Raw genomic sequence first — 17,865 nt, 5'->3', positions numbered from 1 at the left:
GCGCGAACCTAGCCTGTGTTCGTCCCGCCTTCGCCGCGGGAATCCCTCACCCCTGACGCAGGATGACCCCATGAACAGCCAGACCGCCCCATCGACGAGCGACGATTCCGTCCAGCAACCGGTGGTGCCGAAGACGCGCCTCGACTACATGAAGGAAGCACCGGCCCTGACGAAGAAGCTGATGGAGCTGAGCATGCTCGACGCGAAGGGCTCGCTCGGCGACACGATCCACGACCTGGTCAAGATCCGCGCCTCGCAGCTCAACGGCTGCAGCTTCTGCATCGACATGCACGTGAAGGAAGCGACGATCCATGGCGAGCGCGCATTGCGCCTGCACCATGTGGCGGCCTGGCGCGAGTCGAATCAGTTCGTTCCGAAAGAGCGCGCGGCGCTGGCGTGGACGGAGGTACTGACGCGGATTCCGGTCGACGGCGTGCCGGACGACATCTACGAGCGCGTGCGCGGCCAGTTCTCGGAAGCCGAACTCGCCGAGCTGACGTTCTCGATCATGATCATCAACGCGTGGAACCGCGCGAACGTCGCCTTCCGCCCGGTGCCGGGCGGCTTCGACAAGGAATGGCACCTCGACAAGGCCAACCTGAGCTGACTCCCCCCCCGACCGCGAAGAGGATCGACCATGCGTACGATGAAGACAATCGCGATGCTGCTGGCCCTCGCGCCGCTCGGCGCGTTCGCCCACGGCGACGAACACGGCAACGGCGGCGCGCCGATGGCGAAGGTCACCGAGCTGTTCACCAAGGTGGCCGCCGACAACCCGAAGAAGGAACTCGAGCTGATCACGGTGGAATACCCGCCGGGCGCGGTGGACCCCGTTCACCGCCATGACGCCCAGGCCATCGTCTACGTGATCGAAGGCCAGATCGTGATGGGCGTGAAGGGCCAGCCGAACAAGACGCTGAACCCCGGCGAGGTCTACTACGAGGGACCGGACGACCTGCACACCGTCGGCCGCAACGCCAGCGCCACCAGGCCGGCGAAGTTCGTCGTGTTCTTCCTGAAGAACAAGGGCGCGCCGATCCTCACGCTGGCAGATAAGTAGGCCGTTATCGGCGACCGGCCGGTACTTTTTTCACAAGACATGTCACAAAGTTCCCATCAGGATCGTCTTGATGGGAATGACAGAAGCCACGGCCACTTTTTCCGCGCTGCGTCCCCGCCTGCACGGTATCGCATACCGCATGCTCGGATCCGTCGCGGAAGCCGAAGATGTCGTGCAGGACATCTGGCTGAGCTGGAACGGCGTGTGTCCGGGCAGCGTCGACAATCCCGAGGCGTGGCTCGTCGCCGCGACGACGAGGCGTTCCATCGATCGCCTCCGGGCCGCCAAGGCGCGCCGCGAGGAGTACGTGGGCATCTGGCTGCCGGAGCCCGTCCTGACCGACGAGGGCGCCTCGCCCGAGGACATCCGGGAGCTCGCCGACGACGTCTCCGTAGCGTTCCTGCTGCTGCTCGAACGGCTCTCGCCGGAGGCGCGCGCCGCGTTCCTGCTTCGTGAGGTGTTCGACGTCGACTATCCGGAGATTGCCACGACGATCGGCAAGAGCGAAGCGGCGTGTCGCCAGCTCGTGCATCGCGCGAAGGACCAGCTACGCAACGAGCGCGCGCGCCAGCGCGTTCCCACGGAACAGCACCTGTCGCTGATGCGGCGATTCGCCGAGGCGATGGCCAGCGGCGATTTCCCGGCGATCCGCTCGATGCTGGCGGCGGATGCCGAGCTCTCCGGCGACGGCGGAGGCAAGGTCACCAGTTTCCCGAAGCCGCTGCTCGGCGGACAGCGCATCGCCCAGCTCTTCTACGCGGCGCACCTGCGCTTCGGCGCGGGCGTGCAGGTGCGTGTCGTGCGCATCAATGGCGAATGGTCGCTGCTGCGCTACATCGACGGCGTCCTGGAATCCGCGCAGACGTACGTCACCGACGGCGAGACGATCCACGGCATCCACGTGCAGCGCAATCCGGACAAGCTGAAACGCATCGTGCGCGGACTGCAGGGGTTTGCGCCGCTGGGCGACTGAGGCACGCAAAAAAAAACGCCCCGCGAAGGGGCGTCTCTTCACGATGCCGCCAGGCGTGCGGATCAGACGTACCGTACACCCTTGATCTCGTACGTTTTCACGCCGTTGGGCGCCTTGAAGTCGAACTCGTCGCCCTCGCTCTTGCCGATCAGCGCACGGGCGATCGGCGAGGACACCGCGATGAGGTTCTGCTTGATGTCCGCTTCCAGGTCGCCAACGATCTGGTAGGTGACCTCGGCATCCGTGTCGAGATCGACGAGCTCGACGATGGCGCCGAACACGATGCGCTTGCCCACGCTGAGGCGCTCGGTGTCGATGACTTCCGAGTTCGACAGCGCGGCTTCCAGCTCGGCGATACGGCCCTCGTTGAAACCGTGCATCTCGCGCGCGGCGTGGTATTCCGCGTTTTCCTTGAGGTCGCCGTGCGCGCGGGCTTCCGCCACCGCCGCGACGATTTCGGGGCGCTTCACACGCTTCAGGTACTCGAGTTCGTCGCGCAGGCGATCGGCACCCTTCTGGGTCATGGGAGGACGGGTCGCGCTCATGCCTTCAGCTCCTTGTGCAGTTCCTGCAGGCTGTTCACTTCCGGATCCGCATGGAAGTCGAGCGAGTGCACGAGGGCGCGCGCGCCGGCGACCGTGGTCGAATACGTGACACGCTGCTGCAGCGCTTCGCGGCGGATCGAGAACGAATCGGAGATGGCCTGCTTGCCCTCCGTCGTGTTGACGATGTAGACGACCTCGCCGTTCTTGATCAGGTCGACGATGTGCGGACGGCCTTCGAGCACCTTGTTGATGCGCTCGCACGGCACGCCGTTGTCCTGCAGGAACTTCGCCGTACCGGCCGTGGCGACGACGACGTAACCGCGTTCGGCGACGTCCTTCGCGATCGGCAGCAGGCGATCCTTGTCGGCGTCGCGCACCGACATGAACACCTTGCCCTTCGGCGGCGCCTTGATGCCTGCCGCCTCGTGGCCGCGCGCGAACGCGGCGCCGAAGGTACGGCCCACGCCCATCACTTCGCCCGTCGAACGCATCTCGGGGCCGAGGATCGGATCGACGTTCTGGAACTTCAGGAACGGGAAGATGGCTTCCTTCACCGAGTAGTACGACGGGATGACCTCCTTCGTCGCGCCCTGCTCGACGAGCGAGCGACCGGCCATGGCGCGCGCGGCGATCTTCGCCAGCGACATGCCCGTGGCCTTGCAGACGAACGGCACGGTACGCGACGCACGCGGGTTCACCTCGAGGATGAAGACGTCGTCGCCCTGGATGGCGAACTGCGTGTTCATCAGACCGACGACCTTCAGCTCCTGCGCCATCAGCTTCACCTGGCGGCGCATCTCGTCCTGGACTTCCTGGCTGAGCGAATACGGCGGGAGCGAGCACGAGCTGTCGCCCGAATGCACGCCGGCCTCCTCGATGTGCTCCATGATGCCGCCGACGAGCACGTTGCCGTCGGCGTCGGCGACGATGTCGACGTCGACCTCGACCGCGTGGTCGAGGAAGCGGTCGAGCAGCACCGGCGATTCGTTCGACACCTGCACCGCCTCGCGGATGTAGCGCGAGAGGTCGGCATCGGCGTAGACGATTTCCATGGCGCGGCCGCCGAGCACGTAGCTCGGACGCACGACCAGCGGGTAGCCGATCTCGCGCGCCAGCGCGAGCGCTTCGTCCGCGTTGCGGGCGGTGCGGTTCGGCGGCTGCTTGAGTTCGAGCTTCTGGATCATCTTCTGGAAACGCTCACGATCTTCCGCGAGGTCGATCGAGTCGGCGCTGGTGCCGATCACCGGCACGCCGGCGGCTTCGAGCGCGCGCGCGAGCTTCAGCGGGGTCTGGCCGCCGTACTGCACGATCACGCCCTTCGGCTTCTCCAGATCGACGATCTCCAGCACGTCTTCGAGCGTCAGCGGCTCGAAGTACAGGCGGTCGGAGGTATCGTAGTCGGTCGAAACCGTTTCCGGGTTGCAGTTGACCATGATGGTTTCGAAACCATCCTCGCGCAGGGCGAGCGCCGCGTGCACGCAGCAGTAGTCGAACTCGATGCCCTGGCCGATGCGGTTCGGGCCACCGCCGAGGACGATGATCTTGTCCTTGTTCGTCGGATTCGCCTCGCACTCTTCCTCGTACGTGGAATACATGTACGCGGTGGTCGTGGCGAATTCCGCGGCGCAGGAGTCGACGCGCTTGTACACCGGGCGCACGCCGAGCGTGCGGCGCAGGTGGCGCACGGCGCCTTCGTCGGTGCCGACCAGTTCGGCCAGGCGCGCATCGGCGAAGCCCATGCGCTTGAGTTCGCGCATGCGGCCTTCGTCCAGCGCCGTGAGGCCCTGGCGCTGCACTTCGCCTTCCGTCATCACGATGTCCTCGAACGCGGCGAGGAACCAGGGATCGATGCGGGTCAGGTCGTGCACTTCCTGCAGAGAGAGGCCCGCGCGGAAGGCGTCGGCGACGTGGAACACGCGGTCGGGGCGCGGCTCGCGCAGTTCGCGCTTGAGCGTCAGGAAGCCTTCCTCGCTGCCGATGTCGAGGCCGGTGGGATTGAGGCCGGTCTTGCCGATCTCGAGGCCGCGCAGCGCCTTCTGCATGGATTCGTGGAAGGTGCGGCCCATCGCCATCACCTCGCCCACCGACTTCATCTGCGTGGTGAGGCGGGCGTCCGCGGCCGGGAACTTCTCGAACGCGAAACGCGGGATCTTGGTGACGACATAGTCGATCGACGGCTCGAACGACGCCGGGGTCAGGCCGCCGGTGATGTCGTTCTTGAGTTCGTCGAGCGTGTAGCCGACGGCGAGCTTCGCCGCGACCTTCGCGATCGGGAAGCCGGTGGCCTTCGACGCCAGCGCCGACGAACGCGAGACGCGCGGGTTCATCTCGATGACGACGACGCGGCCGTCCTCGGCGTTGATGCCGAACTGGACGTTCGAACCGCCGGTGTCCACGCCGATCTTGCGCAGCACCGCGATCGAGGCGTTGCGCAGGCGCTGGTATTCCTTGTCGGTGAGCGTCTGCGCCGGCGCGACCGTGATCGAGTCGCCGGTGTGCACGCCCATCGGATCGAAGTTCTCGATCGAGCAAACGATGATGCAGTTGTCCGCCTTGTCGCGGACCACTTCCATCTCGAACTCCTTCCAGCCCAGCACCGACTCTTCCACCAGCACTTCGTGCACGGGCGAGAGCTCGAGGCCGCGACCGACGATCTCGACGAATTCTTCCTTGTTGTAGGCGATGCCGCCGCCCGAACCGCCGAGCGTGAAGCTCGGGCGGATGATGGTCGGGAAGCCGACGGTCTGCTGGATCTCCAGCGCCTGCTCCATCGAACGGGCCACTTCGGCCTTCGGGCATTCCAGGCCGATGTCGGCCATGGCCTTGCGGAACAGGTCGCGGTCTTCCGCCATGCGGATGGCTTCGCGCGACGCGCCGATCAGCTCGACGCCGTAGGTGTCGAGCACGCCGTGGTCGGCGAGGTCGAGCGCGCAGTTGAGGCCCGTCTGGCCGCCCATGGTGGGCAGCACGGCGTCCGGGCGCTCCTTCGCGATGATGCGTTCCACCGTCTGCCAGTTGATCGGCTCGATGTAGACGGCGTCGGCCGTCTCGGGGTCGGTCATGATCGTCGCCGGGTTCGAATTGACCAGGACGACGCGGTAACCCTCTTCCTTCAGCGCCTTGCAGGCCTGGGCGCCGGAGTAATCGAACTCGCAGGCCTGGCCGATGACGATCGGGCCGGCGCCGATGACGAGGATGGTCTTGATGTCGCTGCGCTTTGGCATGGTTTCTCTCGCGTGCTTATGCGGATGGATGAGCGGTACGGGCCGAGCGGCGCGTCAGGACGCGCGCTTCGCCTTGTGCTCTTCCATCGAGGCGATGAACGTGTCGAACAGGTAACCGACGTCTTCCGGACCGGGGCTCGCTTCCGGGTGGCCCTGGAAGCAGAACGCCGGGCGATCCGTCAGGGCGAAGCCCTGCAGCGAGCCGTCGAACAGCGAGGTGTGCGTGATGCGCACGTTGCCCGGCAGCGTCGCCGGATCGACCGCGAAACCGTGGTTCTGCGAGCTGATCAGCACGCGGCCGGTGTCGTGGTCCTTCACCGGGTGGTTCGCGCCGTGGTGGCCGAACTTCATCTTCAGCGTCTTCGCGCCGATCGCGAGCGCCATGATCTGGTGGCCGAGGCAGATGCCGAAGGTCGGGATCTTCGTTTCCAGGATCTGCTTCGTCGCTTCGATCGCGTAATCGCACGCGGCCGGATCGCCCGGGCCGTTCGCCAGGAAGATGCCGTCCGGATTCATCGCGAGCACCTCGGAGGCGGGCGTCTGCGCCGGCACCACCGTGATGTCGACACCGCGGCCGGCGAGCAGGCGCAGGATGTTCTGCTTCACGCCGTAATCGAAGGCCACCACGCGGAATTTCTTCGGCGCGTTGTAGAAGGCCTGCTTGTCGAGGTCGTAGACGCCCTCGGACCACTGGTAGGTCTTCGTGGTGCTGACGACCTTGGCCAGGTCCATGCCGTTGAGGCCCGGAAAGGCCTTCGCCTTCGCCACCGCCGCGTCGGCGTCGATCGCGTCGCCCGCGACGATGCAGCCGTTGAGGGCGCCCTTCTCGCGCAGGATGCGCGTGAGGCGGCGCGTGTCGATGCCGGCGATGGCGACGATGCCGTGGCGTTCGAGGTACTGCGGCAGCGGTTCGACGCTGCGCCAGTTGCTCGCCAGGCGGGGCACGTCGCGCACGATCAGGCCGGCGGCGTGGACGCGGTCGGCTTCGACGTCGACCTCGTTGGTGCCGGTGTTGCCGATGTGCGGATACGTCAGGGTGACGATCTGGCGGGAGTACGACGGGTCGGTCAGGATTTCCTGGTAACCGGTCATGGCGGTGTTGAACACCACCTCGCCAACCGTCTCACCGCGGGCACCGACCGCGTGGCCGTGAAAAACGCTGCCGTCTTCGAGAGCAAGCAGAGCAGGAGTACGCATGGGATGGCCGCCTTCAGGTGCAGCAAAGCCCGCAAGCCAGCAGGAATGCGGCTCGTGGGCCTTGGGGATAAGGAATCGTAGGGCGGGTAAGAATGATAGGTGCGAACGCCCTTCCTGTCCACCCAGAATCGCTGAATGAAACGTGCGCGAATGTCGCGGGGAACCCGGCCTGACACGATACAATGCCCGCCGTGGTAGCCCATCCGAGAACCGCCCGCATGCTGCTGGACCCCGCCCGCCTGGAACGTCCCGACACCGACATCAGGCACGAGCCGTTTTCGTTCATGATCGCCCATGGGCAGCTGCCGGACGACGCCCGCGGGGACCTTGACCGGGACTTCCCCCAGTACAGCAGCGCCGGCTTCTTCCCGTACGACGCGAGCGACTGCGGGCCGTCGGTCAACGAGCTGGTCGAACAGATGACCTCGCGGGAGTTTTCCGCCGCGATCGGCCGCCATCTGGGCATCGACGGGCTCGAGAACTATCCCACCCTCGTGACCCTCTGCCGCCTGCTCAACCGCCGCCATGGCACGATCCACACCGACAGCAAGTCGAAGATCGCCACCGCGCTGATCTACCTCAACCCGATGTGGCCCGACACCAGCGACGGCTGCCTGCGATTCCTCAAGTCGATCAACGACATCGACGACATCGTCGCGCCCGAGTTGAAGCCGCTGTACGGCGAGTTCGCCGTCTTCCGCCGGGCCGAGAACTCCTTCCACGGGCACCTGCCCTACGAGGGCGAGCGCCGGGTGATCCAGGTGGCCTGGCTCACCTCCGAGGAGGAAAAGGCCCGCAAGACCAAGCGCGGCAAGTTCTCGCGGGTGTTCAAGAAGATCTTCGGCAAGCTCGATCGCAAGGTCGGCGCCGACCGCGACCGGAACGCCTCGCATCCGGATTGAGCGTCGTCGCGGGTTTCACGCTGACGCGGGATCGCCGATACGATCGGCGATCCGGAGTCCCTCAGCGCACCCCGAAGTACCACCCCACGAACACCGCGAAGACGCCGTAGAGCAGCCCGATCGGCATCAGCCAGCGGGCCTCGACCGCGCCGCGGCGGAACATCGTCCACAGGGCGATCACCGCCACCATCGTCACGGCACCGGCCACGATCAGCGGCGTGTCGAACAGCCACGGCGTCGCGAACAGGGCGAGCGAACTCGGGATGGTGGCCTGGATCATCATGGCGCCGGAGATGTTGGCCAGCGCCAGCCGCTCCTTGCCCTGGCGCACCCAGATCAGCGCGTTGACGGTCTCGGGCAACTCGGTGGCCACCGGGCTGAGCACCAGCGCGATCAGATGCGGCGACAGGGCGAAGTGCGTGCCGAGCGCCTCCAGCTGCCAGACGAAGGTGCGCGAGGCGATGGCGATGACCAGCAGCGCGAGGACGGTCTGCAGGACGACCCAGCTCATCGCCGGGTCCGCATCGCGCGGCCGGAACGTCAGGGGTTCGAGCTCCTCGTCCTCCGGGCCGCTGGTGTCGTCGCGCATCTCGCGCCATACGTAGAACGCGTACGCGGCGAGGAAGAGCACGCCGAGCCACGGTTTCCACGCAAACGCCACGAGGCCCAGGCCGACCTTCACCACGAAGATCGCCAGGAACCAGGACTGGTCGCGGGCGAGGCGGCGGTTGTCCACGCGCACCCGCGTGTCCTTGCGCTTCAGCCGCTTACGGCCCGCATATAAAGCGAATCCGACCACCGCATAGGCGATGGTGGCGAGCACCAGCGGACCACCCAGCGCGGCACCGACGCCGATGTCGCGCGCCTCCGGCGTCTTGCCGAAGATGACGGCGACGAAGGTCACCGCGCTCTCGGGCAGCGCCGTGCCGAACGCGGCGAGCACCGTGCCGGTGGTGGTGGCGCCGAGGCTGAGCTTGCGCCCGAACCATTCGACACCGTTGACGAAGTACTCGCAGGCGAAATAGATGGCCCCGGCGGACACCAGGAACAGGAAACACGTCAGCAGCATGTTCAGTTTCGAGGCCGGGCGAGCGCGCAGAACCGATGGCACAACGACACCGCTCGCCCGGCCCGGGTAAGCGTGTCGATGGCCAAAGGTCTCGCCGGGCCGGCGCCGCACGGATCGTGCGTCGCTGCCGTTCGCGCCATGGGGCACAAGGCCGCCAAGTCTGTTGACGCGAACTCCTCAGGGGGAACGAGGATGGCTACTCCCCAATGACATCGGCGCGGATGGTAGCACGGGTTGCGGGATGCCGTGAGACGCGTTCGCAACGCGGCGGGAGCCGATCGCATCGGCGATCCCGCAGCAGCGGGCACGGTCGCAGAACAATCAAACCTTCGCGGCGATCACATCCTCGATCGTCCACGTGCCCGGCGCTCGGCCGGCGATCCACGCGGCCGCTTCGAGCGCGCCACGGGCGAAGATCGAGCGATCCGTCGCGCGGTGACCGAGTTCGATGCGCTCGCCCTGCCCCATCAGCCACGCCTGGTGCTCGCCGACGATGTCGCCGCCGCGCATGACGGCGAAGCCGATCGTGCCCGCCTTGCGCGCGCCCGGCCGGCCTTCGCGCGTGTAGACGGCCAGCTCGTCGAGGGTGGCGCCGCGTCCCGCCGCCGCGGCATGGCCGAGCGCCAGCGCGGTGCCGGACGGCGCGTCTTCCTTGCGGCCGTGATGCGCTTCCACGATGTCGAGATCCCAGCCGGGCAACGCCGCGGCGGCTTCGCGCAACAGCCGCGTGAGGACGGCCACGCCGAGACTGAAGTTGGCCGCGCGCAGCACGGCGATGCGCTCGGCGGCCTTCGCCAGGTGGTCCTCGATCTCCGCCGACAGACCCGTGGTGCCGGTGACGAGCGATGCCCCGCTGGATTCGCAGTACGCGAGCGCGGCGCCGAGCCCGTCGGGACCGCTGAAATCGACGACCACGTCGGCGGACTGGGACTCGCTCCAGTCGGAAAAGCGCAGCGCCGAAACGTCGCCGTACGCCGACTTGCCCAGGCGCGGCGAGCCGCTCGAGACGATCGCCTGCACCAGTTCGAAGCGGTCGTCGTCGCGCACGAGGTCGAGCAGCGCGAGGCCCATGCGGCCGGAGGCGCCGCTGATGGCGAGACGGATGGGGCGGGTCATGCGGTGGCCTTCCGATCAAGATGAACGAGGATCGTAGCAGGCGCGCCACACGTAGGAGCGCGCCCTGCGCGCGACATCTTTGCGCTGTGAGCGACAGGCCCTGCTGCTCACGGCCCCAAGAGATGTCGCGCGCAGGGCGCGCTCCTACGGGGGCGGCCTCAGGAGGTGACGCGCGACCAGAACTCCTTGACGCCGTCCATGAAGGTGTTCGAGCGCGGCGTGTGCTTCGCGGCTTCCTCGCCCACGAACGTCGCTTCGAGCTGCGTGAGGATGTCGCGCTGCTCCTTCGTCAGGCGAACCGGTGTCTCCACCACCACCGTGCAGATCAGGTCGCCGGTACGGCCGCCGCGAACGGATTTGACGCCGCGTCCGCGCAGGCGGAACTGCTGCCCCGTCTGCGTTTCCGGCGGCACGTTCACCGCGACCTCGCCTTCCAGCGTCGGTACCTGCAGCTCCGTGCCGAGCGCGGCCTGGGCGAAGCGGATGGGCATTTCGCAGTAGAGGTCGGACCCGTCGCGCTGGAAGATCGCATGCTCGCGCACGCGCACTTCGACGTAGAGGTCGCCCGCCGGCGCACCGGCCGGACCGGCTTCCCCCTGCCCCGTGAGGCGAATGCGGTCGCCGTTGTCGACGCCCGCCGGAATGCGCACGGACAGCGTGCGTTCTTCCTCGAGGCGGCCTTCGCCGTGGCACTTCTTGCAGGGCTTGTCGATCTTCTGCCCCGAACCGTGGCATGTCGGGCACGCCTGCTGGATGGAGAAGATGCCGTTCTGCATGCGCACGCGGCCATGGCCCGCGCACGTCGTGCACGTGGATACCTTGCCGTCTTCCGAACCCGTGCCGTTGCAGTGGTGGCAGTTGACCTGCGTGGGCACCTCGATCTTCTTCTCGACGCCGAACACGGCTTCCTCGAGATCGAGGTCCATCATGTAGCGCAGGTCGGCGCCGCGGCGCGCGCGCTGGCGTCCGCCGCCCGCGCCGCCGAAGATGTCGCCGAAAATGTCACCGAAGATGTCGCCGACGTCGCCGAATCCGGCGCCATTGCCGCGACCGCCAAAACCGCCGTTCTCGAAGGCGGCATGGCCATACTGGTCGTACGCCGCGCGCTTCTGCGCATCGGACAGCACGTCGTAGGCCTCTTTGGCTTCCTTGAATTTGTCGATCGCTTCCGGATCGTCCGGATTGCGGTCGGGGTGGTACTTCATCGCGACGCGACGAAAGGTCTTCTTGAGGTCGCCCTCCGTCACGGTGCGTTCGACACCGAGGACTTCGTAGTAGTCGCGCTTGCTCATCGCGGGTGTGCTTTCCCTGGACGGACGAACGCGCCGACTGGAAACCCCTCGGCGCGATCGGTCCGGTCAACTGTTGGCCACGCGCCGCGGGCATCCACCCGCGGCGCTTCGTTGCTGATCGGACGACTTACTTGTGGTCGTCCTTGACCTCGGTGAACTCGGCATCGACCACGTCGTCCGGCTGGGCCGAACCGCCGCCCGGCGCCGACTGCTGCGCGGTGTCCTGCGCGCCGCCCGACTGGGCCGCCGCCGCGAGCGACTGGGCCGCCTGCTCGAGGTTCGCAATCTTCGACTCGATGGCGTCCTTGTCCTCGCCCGTCAGCGCCTTCTCCAGGTCGGAAACGGCGCCGTCGATGGTGGCGAGCTGATCGGCCGGGATCTTCCCGCCGTGCTCCTTCAGCTGGCTACGCGTGGCGTGGACGAGCTGGTCGCCACGGTTGCGCACCTGCACGAGGTCGTGGAACTTCTTGTCTTCCTCGCGATTCGCCTCGGCGTCCGCGACCATGCGCTGGATCTCGTCTTCCGAGAGGCCCGAACCGGCCTTGATCTCGATCTTCTGTTCCTTGCCGGTGTCCTTGTCCTTCGCCGACACGTGCAGGATGCCGTTGGCGTCGATGTCGAAGGTCACTTCGATCTGCGGCGTGCCGCGCGGCGCCGGGCGGATGCCCTGCAGGTCGAACTTGCCGAGCGACTTGTTGGCGTTGGCGCGCTCGCGCTCGCCCTGCAGCACGTGCACGGTGACCGCGGTCTGGTTGTCATCGGCCGTGGAGAAGACCTGCGAGGCCTTGGTCGGCACCGTGGTGTTCTTCTCGATGAGCTTGGTCATCACGCCGCCCATCGTCTCGATACCGAGCGACAGCGGGGTCACGTCGAGGAGCAGGACGTCCTTGACCGAACCGCCCAGCACGCCACCCTGGATCGCGGCGCCGACGGCGACGGCTTCATCCGGGTTGACGTCCTTGCGCGCTTCCTTGCCGAAGAAGTCCTTCACGGCTTCCTGCACCTTCGGCATGCGGGTCTGGCCACCGACGAGGATCACCTCGTTGATGTCCGACACGCGCAGGCCGGCGTCGTTCAGCGCGGTGCGGCAGGGTTCGATCGTGCCCTTGACGAGGTCTTCCACCAGCGACTCGAGCTTGGCGCGGGTCAGCTTGATGTTGAGGTGCTTCGGACCCGAGGCATCGGCCGTCACGTACGGCAGGTTGACGTCCGTCTGGTGCGCCGACGACAGCTCGATCTTCGCGCGCTCGGCGGCGTCCTTCAGACGCTGCAGCGCGAGCTGGTCCTGGCGCAGGTCGATGCCCTGCTCCTTCTTGAACTCTTCGACGAGGTAGTCGATGACGCGGTTGTCGAAGTCTTCGCCACCCAGGAAGGTGTTGCCGTTGGTCGAGAGCACTTCGAACTGCTTCTCGCCGTCGACGTTGGCGATCTCGATGATCGAGACGTCGAACGTGCCGCCGCCGAGGTCGTACACCGCGATCTTGCGATCGCCCGTGGCCGTCTTGTCGAGACCGTAGGCCAGCGCGGCCGCCGTCGGCTCGTTGATGATGCGCTTGACGTCGAGACCGGCGATCTTGCCGGCGTCCTTGGTCGCCTGGCGCTGGCTGTCGTTGAAGTATGCCGGGACGGTGATGACCGCCTCGGTGACGGCCTCACCGAGGAAATCCTCGGCCGTCTTCTTCATCTTCATCAGCACCTTCGAGGAGATCTCCTGCGGCGCCATCTTCTTGCCGTCGGCCGTCTGCACCCACGCGTCGCCGTTCTCATGCGCGACGATGGCGTACGGGACGAGCTTGATGTCCTTCTGCACTTCCGCGTCGGTGAACTTGCGGCCGATGAGGCGCTTCACCGCGTAGAAGGTGTTCTTCGGATTGGTGACGCTCTGGCGCTTGGCCGGCGCACCGACCAGGACCTCGTTGTCCTTGGTGAACGCGACGATGGACGGCGTGGTGCGATCGCCTTCCGCGTTTTCGATGACGCGCGCGGTCGTACCTTCCATCACTGCGACGCAGGAGTTGGTCGTACCGAGGTCGATGCCGATGATCTTGGCCATTGAAGTTACTCCGTATTCCTAAGCGGCCCCCGCGGCCGCGACTGTTTGTGAAGTGGGGCCCGGCCCCATCGATTCAATACCTTGTGAGACTCCCCGGCGGCGCGGAACACGCGACGCGCGGGGCTTCGTTCAGTTGTCGCGCACCACGGCGACGAGCGCCGGACGCAGCAGACGATCGTTGAGCACGAACCCCTTCTGGACGACGGCCACCACGGTGCCCGGCGCGTGCTCGTTCGACTCGACCGAGCTGATCGCCTGGTGGTGTTCCGGGTTGAACGGCTGGTGCAGCGGATCGACCACGCTCAGGCCGTTGCCCTGGGTGACCTTCTCCAGCTGCTTGAGCGTCAGCTCCAGGCCTTCGCGCAGCGTCTTCGCATCGGCCGACTCGTTGGTCAGGCCGAGCGCGATGCCGTCGTAAACCGGCAGCAGCTCGCCGAGCAGCTTCTCGTTGGCGAAGCGACGGGCCTGGTCGAGGTCGCGCTGGAGGCGACGGCGCTGGTTCTCGATCTCCGCCCGCTCGCGCAGCACGGTCTCGCGCGCGCTGGCGAGCTCGGACTCGAGGGCGCCAAGCTTCGCGGTGAGCGCGTCGAGATCGGCATTCATGCCTTCGGCCGCGCCGCCGTCCTGCGCCGTATCCGGCACGTGGGGATCGTTGTTCTGCATGCTTACTCCAAATGTCAGCTTACCGGCCCGCTCCATGGAGCGGCCGAACATTCGCGGGAAATTACTAAACCCGCCTCCCGAGGCGGTTTATGAGGTCGCCGCGGCGCGATTCAAGGCGTCGCTGAGCAATCCCGCCGTGGCCTGGACCACCGGAATCACCCGCTCATATGCCATACGCGTCGGTCCAATAACTCCGATCGCGCCGAGCATGCGGCCGTTCGTGCCGTAGGTGGCGGTGACGATGCTGCATCCGTCGAGGGCGGAGAAACCGGACTCCTCGCCGATGAACAGGCGCACGCCGGGCGCCTTGACGCACATTTCCATCAGCTGGAGCAGGTCGCGCTTCTGCTGGAAGGCGTCGAAGAGGTCGCGGAGCCGGTCGATGTCGGCCAGCTCGGAATAGCCCATCAGGTTCGTCTGCCCGCTGACGAGGACGTCGTCGGCGTCATCGCTCGCGAACGAGGCGGTGGCCAGTTCGACGGCGGCCGCCAGCATGCGGTTCAGCTCGCCACCCGCCTCGCGCAGTTCGGAGGCCAGGTGGGCGCGGATGTCCGCCAGGCGGAAGCCGGCGAACTGCGCATTGAGGTAGTTGGCCGCCTGCTCGAGCTCGCTGGCGTCGATCGGCCGGGCGAGCTGAACTACGCGGTTCTGGACCTGGTTGTCGGAGAACACCAGGATCACCAGCACGCGGGCGTCGGGCAACGAGACGAAATCGATGTGGCGCAGCGGGAAGTCGCCCTGGCGCGGCACGGTGACCACGCCGGCGAAGTGGGTCATCGCCGAAAGCAGGTTGGAGACGTTGCCGAGCAGGTCGCGCGTGGTCGTCTGGTGCGGCGGCAGCCCGCCCTGCAGACGGGCCATCTCGTCGCGCGGCAGCGGTTTCAGTTCCAGCAGGCTGTCGACGAAGAGACGGAGGCCGCGCGGCGTCGGGATGCGGCCTGCCGACGTATGCGGCGACGCGACCAGCCCGGCGTCCTCGAGGTCGGCCATGATGTTGCGGATGGTCGCCGGGCTGACTTCCAGGCCGGAGGACCGCGCCAGCGTGCGCGAGCCGACGGGTTCGCCGTCGGACAGGTATTGGGAGATCAGGGTCCGCAGCAGCCGGCGCGCGCGAGCATCGATGTCGTGACCGGAGAACGGATTCATGCGCCTGGGCGGGTGGTGGAGGGATCGGATCAGCGCGCTATCAATAAGGTCTGGGGCTCCGGCTTGCAAGTCTCGGCTTCTGCGACGCCGCTGCCGCTACAATCGGCGCGATTCCATCCGCCACCACCGGTGCCCATGCTCACCTCGCTCTACGTCCGCCAGTTCGCCGTCGTCGAAGAAGCCGAGGTGGCCTTCGGCCCGGGCCTCACCGTGGTCAGCGGCGAGACCGGCGCCGGCAAGTCGCTGCTGGTGGACGCCCTGATGCTGCTCGCGGGCGCGCGCGCCGACAGCGGCATGGTCCGCTCGGGCTCCGACCGCGCCGAGCTGGCCGCCGAATTCGACCTCGCCGGCCTGCCCGAAGCGCTCGACTGGCTGCGCCAGGAAGAACTGGACGACGGCGAGACCTGCCAGCTGCGCCGCGTGATCCGCACCGAAGGCAGCTCGCGCGGCTGGATCAACGGGCGCCCGGCCAGCCTCGCGCAGATGTCGGCGCTGGCGGCGCTGATCGTCGAGATCCACGGCCAGCACGAACACCAGGCGCTGCTCTCGCGCCAGCACCAGATGGCGCTGCTCGACGCCTACGCGGGTAACGAGGCTCTGCTCGCCGACGTGCGCGAGACCGCGCGCGCCTGGCGCGAGGCCGTGTCGCGCATCCGCGCGCTCTCGGGTGGCGACGATCGCGAGCACCAGATCGACCTGCTCAGCCACGAACTCGAGGAACTGGACCGCTGGGCGCTCGCGCCCGCCGCACTGGAAGACCTCGAGACGCAGCATCGCCGCCTCGCCAACGCGGGCCGCCTGGCCGAGGGCGCGAACGGCGTGGTCGAGATGCTCGACGGCGAAAGCGAGTTCGCCATCGGCCGCGCCCTGCTCCGCGCCCACGCCGAGCTCTCGCGGCTGGCCGAGCTCGACGCCACGCTCGCCCCGACGCTGGAACTGCTCGACAGCGCGCAGATCCAGGTCGGCGAAGCGGTCGACGGCCTCAGCCGCTACGCGCAGGACGTCGAACTCGACCCCGAGCGCCTCGCCGAGGTCGACACCCACCTCACCCATCTGCACGATCTCTCGCGCCGCTACCGGCTGCCGATCGAGGAACTGACGGCGAAGGCCGAGGAACTGCGCGGGCGCCTGGCCGAGCTCGAAGGCGCGGGCGACGCGCTCGAACGCCTCGGGCGCGAGCGCGACCGCCTGCGCACGGCGTGGGACGCCGCCGCCACCGCCCTGTCCACCGCCCGCCGCGACGCCGCCTCGCGCCTCGGCACGGCCGTCGCCGCGCTGATGGGCGAACTCGGCATGGCCGGCGGCCGCCTGGAGGTCTCGCTGGAACCGGCCGAAGCCGACGATCCGGATCCGCAAGGCCGCGAGCGTTGCGAGCTTCTCGTCAGCGCCAACCCCGGCCAGCCTCCGCGTCCGCTGCGCAAGGTGGCTTCGGGCGGCGAACTCGCCCGCATCAGCCTCGCGATCGAAGTCGCCACGCTGGGCAACGACAACATCGGCTGCATGATCTTCGACGAGGTCGACACCGGCATCGGCGGCGCCGTGGCCGAAGTGGTCGGCCAGAAACTACGGGCGCTCGGCGAGCGCGTGCAGGTGCTGTGCGTCACGCACCTGCCACAGGTCGCCGCGCAGGGTCATTCGCACCTGAAGGTCGCCAAGGAAAGCGACGGCGAAGCCACCCGCACCCGCATCCATTCGCTGGACGCCGCCGGCCGCCGCGACGAACTCAGCCGCATGCTCGGCGGCGTGGAAATCACGAAGGAAACCCGCGCGCACGCGAAGAAGATGCTGGACAAGGCGCAAGGCTGAAGCCCCTCCCTTGTGGGAGCGGCCTCGGCCGCGCCAGCTTTTCGCGGAGCGCTTCAGGGCCTGTTCCGTTCGGCGAAGAGCGGTCGCGGCCAGGTCCGCTCCCACATGGTGGTCAGGCGCGGATCAGGCCGCGCTCCTGCGCCATCCGGTACAGATCCAGCTCCGACCCGGCGTTGAGCTTGTTCATCACCGCCGCACGGTGGATGTAGATCGTCTTCTGCCCGATCCCGAGTTCGGCAGCCACCTGCTTCGGCGCGCGGCCGGCCGCCAGCAGCAGGAACACCTCGCGCTCGCGTGCCGTGAGCCGGTTGAACGGATCGAGGTCGGCGGTGGTGCGACCCGAACGACGCTCCCGCAGGTCCGAACTCAGGTATTGGTCGCCCCCGAGCACCGAGCGTACGGCCGCCACGAGTTCCTCCGGCGCGACGCCCTTGGTCACGTAACCGCGCGCGCCGCGACGCAAGGCCTCGGACACGTAAGGCTCGCCGTCGTGCATGCTCAGCACGACGATCTTCATGCCCGGCGCGATGCTGCCCAGATGTTCGATCAACGGCAGCCCGCTGCCGTCGGGCAACGAGAGATCCACCGCGACCAGATCCGGCCGGTGCTGGGTGACCGCGTCGACCGCCTCGTCGGCGTTGCGGGCTTCGGCGACGACGTCCAGATCCGGTTCCAGCTCGATGAGCCGCTTGAAACCCTCTCGAACGATGGCGTGGTCATCTACAAGGACGATTCTTGGCATGGACAGAATGTAGCAGGCTCTCCCGACGCGTGCGTATGGGCTCGCCCGATGCGTCAGCCCGCCTCATGCGCCGTGTA

15 protein-coding genes and 1 riboswitch are annotated in these 17,865 nt (G+C 67.3%); of the genes, 5 read left to right on the top strand and 10 right to left on the bottom strand.

Features of this window, described 5'->3' with window-relative positions; translation table 11 throughout:
- The first annotated feature begins 70 nt into the window (after nt 1–70).
- The 3 genes from J2X58_RS03420 (at nt 71) to J2X58_RS03410 (ending at nt 2,033) form a co-directional block, all read left to right on the top strand.
- The gene (locus tag J2X58_RS03420; RefSeq protein WP_310046425.1) at nt 71–607 is read left to right on the top strand and encodes a carboxymuconolactone decarboxylase family protein; all 537 of its coding nucleotides are present in this window, start codon (nt 71–73) and stop codon (nt 605–607) included.
- A 30-nt stretch (nt 608–637) separates the two neighbouring features.
- Nucleotides 638–1,060 carry a cupin domain-containing protein gene (locus J2X58_RS03415; protein ID WP_310046424.1) on the top strand — a complete coding sequence of 141 codons (423 nt, stop codon included), beginning with the start codon at nt 638–640 and terminating at the stop codon, nt 1,058–1,060.
- Nucleotides 1,061–1,130: 70 nt separating this feature from the next.
- Nucleotides 1,131–2,033 (top strand): RNA polymerase sigma-70 factor, encoded by a 903-nt coding sequence (locus tag J2X58_RS03410; protein WP_310046423.1) that lies wholly within the window; start codon nt 1,131–1,133, stop codon nt 2,031–2,033.
- A 62-nt stretch (nt 2,034–2,095) separates the two neighbouring features.
- On the opposite strand, the gene greA is transcribed toward J2X58_RS03410, so the two are convergent.
- From greA to carA, 3 genes are read right to left on the bottom strand one after another with little or no spacing between them, the layout of a single operon-like run.
- A complete protein-coding gene (gene greA / locus J2X58_RS03405) occupies nt 2,096–2,578 on the bottom strand; it encodes a transcription elongation factor GreA (RefSeq protein ID WP_090053957.1) in 483 nt (160 codons plus the stop codon).
- The gene (carB, locus tag J2X58_RS03400) at nt 2,575–5,802 is read right to left on the bottom strand and encodes a carbamoyl-phosphate synthase large subunit (RefSeq protein WP_090053959.1); all 3,228 of its coding nucleotides are present in this window, start codon (nt 5,800–5,802) and stop codon (nt 2,575–2,577) included. Before carB ends, greA begins: the two co-directional genes overlap by 4 nt.
- 54 nt (nt 5,803–5,856) lie before the next feature.
- Nucleotides 5,857–6,999, bottom strand: a complete 1,143-nt coding sequence (gene carA / locus J2X58_RS03395) for a glutamine-hydrolyzing carbamoyl-phosphate synthase small subunit (protein ID WP_090053961.1) — start codon at nt 6,997–6,999, stop codon at nt 5,857–5,859.
- Nucleotides 7,000–7,217: 218 nt separating this feature from the next.
- On the opposite strand from carA, the gene J2X58_RS03390 reads away from it, so the two are divergent.
- Complete coding sequence (locus tag J2X58_RS03390) at nt 7,218–7,901, top strand: 2OG-Fe(II) oxygenase (protein ID WP_254779116.1); 684 nt, start codon at nt 7,218–7,220, stop codon at nt 7,899–7,901.
- 61 nt (nt 7,902–7,962) lie between these two features.
- On the opposite strand, the gene J2X58_RS03385 is transcribed toward J2X58_RS03390, so the two are convergent.
- The 6 genes from J2X58_RS03385 to hrcA form a co-directional block, all read right to left on the bottom strand.
- Nucleotides 7,963–8,970, bottom strand: coding sequence for a sodium:calcium antiporter (locus tag J2X58_RS03385; RefSeq protein WP_090177314.1), 1,008 nt, complete (start codon nt 8,968–8,970; stop codon nt 7,963–7,965).
- A 21-nt stretch (nt 8,971–8,991) separates the two neighbouring features.
- Nucleotides 8,992–9,187: riboswitch (yybP-ykoY riboswitch) on the bottom strand.
- A 104-nt stretch (nt 9,188–9,291) separates the two neighbouring features.
- Entirely contained in the window at nt 9,292–10,086 is a 795-nt protein-coding gene (dapB, locus tag J2X58_RS03380; RefSeq protein WP_310046419.1) for a 4-hydroxy-tetrahydrodipicolinate reductase, read from the bottom strand.
- Between the two features lie 158 nt (nt 10,087–10,244).
- On the bottom strand, nt 10,245–11,378 hold the full coding sequence (dnaJ, locus tag J2X58_RS03375; RefSeq protein ID WP_090053969.1) for a molecular chaperone DnaJ: 1,134 nt from the start codon (nt 11,376–11,378) through the stop codon (nt 10,245–10,247).
- Between the two features lie 127 nt (nt 11,379–11,505).
- The gene (dnaK, locus tag J2X58_RS03370) at nt 11,506–13,431 is read right to left on the bottom strand and encodes a molecular chaperone DnaK (RefSeq protein ID WP_090053971.1); all 1,926 of its coding nucleotides are present in this window, start codon (nt 13,429–13,431) and stop codon (nt 11,506–11,508) included.
- Between the two features lie 129 nt (nt 13,432–13,560).
- Nucleotides 13,561–14,094: a nucleotide exchange factor GrpE gene (gene grpE / locus J2X58_RS03365; protein ID WP_310046418.1), complete on the bottom strand. Its 534-nt coding sequence runs from the start codon at nt 14,092–14,094 to the stop codon at nt 13,561–13,563.
- A gap of 87 nt (nt 14,095–14,181) precedes the next feature.
- Nucleotides 14,182–15,240 carry a heat-inducible transcriptional repressor HrcA gene (gene hrcA, locus J2X58_RS03360; protein WP_090177325.1) on the bottom strand — a complete coding sequence of 353 codons (1,059 nt, stop codon included), beginning with the start codon at nt 15,238–15,240 and terminating at the stop codon, nt 14,182–14,184.
- Between the two features lie 135 nt (nt 15,241–15,375).
- On the opposite strand from hrcA, the gene recN reads away from it, so the two are divergent.
- The gene (gene recN, locus J2X58_RS03355) at nt 15,376–17,046 is read left to right on the top strand and encodes a DNA repair protein RecN (protein ID WP_310046416.1); all 1,671 of its coding nucleotides are present in this window, start codon (nt 15,376–15,378) and stop codon (nt 17,044–17,046) included.
- A gap of 112 nt (nt 17,047–17,158) precedes the next feature.
- Here the strand turns inward: recN and J2X58_RS03350 are convergent, their stop codons facing one another.
- Entirely contained in the window at nt 17,159–17,788 is a 630-nt protein-coding gene (locus tag J2X58_RS03350) for a response regulator transcription factor (RefSeq protein WP_090053981.1), read from the bottom strand.
- Between the last annotated feature and the right edge of the window lie 77 nt (nt 17,789–17,865).

Origin of the sequence: Luteibacter sp. 3190 (assembly GCF_031456385.1) — a bacterium.
Lineage (GTDB): Bacteria > Pseudomonadota > Gammaproteobacteria > Xanthomonadales > Rhodanobacteraceae > Luteibacter.
The sequence above is the reverse complement of the archived record's forward strand: the minus strand, read 5'-3'. Positions and strand labels throughout refer to the sequence as shown.

Excerpts from the sequence above, each read along its gene's own strand:
- J2X58_RS03410 (WP_310046423.1), top strand. The coding sequence starts at position 1,131 with ATGGGAATGACAGAAGCCACGGCCACTTTTTCCGCGCTGCGTCCCCGC.
- dnaJ (WP_090053969.1), bottom strand. The coding sequence starts at position 11,378 with ATGAGCAAGCGCGACTACTACGAAGTCCTCGGTGTCGAACGCACCGTG.
- grpE (WP_310046418.1), bottom strand. The coding sequence starts at position 14,094 with ATGCAGAACAACGATCCCCACGTGCCGGATACGGCGCAGGACGGCGGC.
- J2X58_RS03385 (WP_090177314.1), bottom strand. The coding sequence starts at position 8,970 with ATGCTGCTGACGTGTTTCCTGTTCCTGGTGTCCGCCGGGGCCATCTAT.
- greA (WP_090053957.1), bottom strand. The coding sequence starts at position 2,578 with ATGAGCGCGACCCGTCCTCCCATGACCCAGAAGGGTGCCGATCGCCTG.
- J2X58_RS03415 (WP_310046424.1), top strand. The coding sequence starts at position 638 with ATGCGTACGATGAAGACAATCGCGATGCTGCTGGCCCTCGCGCCGCTC.
- dapB (WP_310046419.1), bottom strand. The coding sequence starts at position 10,086 with ATGACCCGCCCCATCCGTCTCGCCATCAGCGGCGCCTCCGGCCGCATG.
- dnaK (WP_090053971.1), bottom strand. The coding sequence starts at position 13,431 with ATGGCCAAGATCATCGGCATCGACCTCGGTACGACCAACTCCTGCGTC.
- carA (WP_090053961.1), bottom strand. The coding sequence starts at position 6,999 with ATGCGTACTCCTGCTCTGCTTGCTCTCGAAGACGGCAGCGTTTTTCAC.
- carB (WP_090053959.1), bottom strand. The coding sequence starts at position 5,802 with ATGCCAAAGCGCAGCGACATCAAGACCATCCTCGTCATCGGCGCCGGC.
- hrcA (WP_090177325.1), bottom strand. The coding sequence starts at position 15,240 with ATGAATCCGTTCTCCGGTCACGACATCGATGCTCGCGCGCGCCGGCTG.
- recN (WP_310046416.1), top strand. The coding sequence starts at position 15,376 with ATGCTCACCTCGCTCTACGTCCGCCAGTTCGCCGTCGTCGAAGAAGCC.
- J2X58_RS03420 (WP_310046425.1), top strand. The coding sequence starts at position 71 with ATGAACAGCCAGACCGCCCCATCGACGAGCGACGATTCCGTCCAGCAA.
- J2X58_RS03390 (WP_254779116.1), top strand. The coding sequence starts at position 7,218 with ATGCTGCTGGACCCCGCCCGCCTGGAACGTCCCGACACCGACATCAGG.
- J2X58_RS03350 (WP_090053981.1), bottom strand. The coding sequence starts at position 17,788 with ATGCCAAGAATCGTCCTTGTAGATGACCACGCCATCGTTCGAGAGGGT.